At 68.1% G+C, this 1,266-nt stretch carries 1 protein-coding gene; it reads right to left on the reverse strand.

Annotation, left to right across the window (positions count from 1 at the left end; translation table 11 throughout):
* Positions 1 to 52: 52 nt before the first annotated feature.
* Positions 53 to 1,189, reverse strand: a complete 1,137-nt coding sequence (locus DDF67_RS18270) for an IS481 family transposase (protein WP_109102280.1) — start codon at positions 1,187 to 1,189, stop codon at positions 53 to 55.
* Positions 1,190 to 1,266: the final 77 nt, after the last annotated feature.

The raw sequence follows: 1,266 nt of genomic DNA on the forward strand, positions 1-1,266 counted from the left end.
TGTTCAGACCGGAGACATCCGAAACAGGTGTGCCGGGACATCCGTGACGGTTTCAGGATAGCGCGTCGGGTGCGCGCAGGTCGATGGAGGCGACGCGGGTGGTTCTGAAGAAGACGTCGTAGAGACCGTCGACGGAGGTGGGCCTGACGGCGAGGATCTTGCCTCTGAAGGCCTTCGGTACGCGCCACCTTTGCCTAAGGAAGCTGATGCGGGCTTCGGAGGAGACGCGGCGCAACTGGTCGTCGCAGGCGTATTCGAAGGGCTCGACGCGGGGTCGGTAGGGCCGCGGACTGACGGCGTAACGCCCAATGGGCGGGGCCATGCCCAGGGCCTCGTGGGGGCGCTCGAGGTTGTAGCAGTCTCGCCAGGCCAGGAAGCGACGGGCCGCTTGCAGAAGATCCTCGAAGGGCGGGCCGGACATGGCTTCGGCCTTGAGGGTGCGATGGAAGCGCTCGTCCTTGCCCTGGGTCTGGGGATGGAACGGCCGGGAGTGGCCGATGCGGATATCCTGCTCCAGCAGCCAGACGCCCAAGGGCGTGAAGGGGTCGCGCGGACCGTTGCCCCAGGGCGGACCATTGTCCATGGTCATGCGGGCAGGCAGGCCGTAGCGCTCGAAAGCCTCAGTCAGCCGGGCTTGGACCGTGGCCGTGCGCTGGTTCTCGCAGGCGGCCAGGACTACGCAGAAGCGCGAGTGGTCGTCCAGCACGGTGAGCGGGTGCAGCCGTCCCGTCCCCATGGCCACATGGCCCTTGAAGTCCATCTGCCACAGGTCGTTGGGCGCGGGGTGCTCGAAGCGCACGAAGGCCTGGGCCCCGCCGCCGAACGTTCCCAGCTCCACCCCGTGGCGATGCAGGATCCGAGTGATGGTCGAAGGCGAAGGCCCTTGGCCCCGCCCTGCGCGCAGCACCGCTGCGATCTTGCGTCCGCCCCAGGCCGGATGCTCGGCCCGCACCGCAAGAACCGCCTGCTCCACCTGCCCGCTGGCCTTCGCCGGCGATCTTCGCGGCCGCCGCGATCGCGCTTCCAGCCCCGCCTCGCCCTCGGCTGCAAACCGCGCCAACAGCCGATACCCCAGACTCGGGCTCACGCCGAACCGGCGGCACAGCTCCCGGCGATTGGCCCCCTCCACCTGCGCCAGGCGCACAAACTCTCGCTTGCGATCCATCGCGGAAACTCCCGTGAACGGCATCCAGACCTCCACAGCGAAGGCCCAAAGGTGTCACGGATGTCCCGGCACACCTGTTTCGGATGTCTCCGGTCTGAACA

The sequence above is a fragment of the Caulobacter endophyticus genome (assembly GCF_003116815.1).
GTDB classification, from domain to species: Bacteria; Pseudomonadota; Alphaproteobacteria; order Caulobacterales; family Caulobacteraceae; genus Caulobacter; species Caulobacter endophyticus.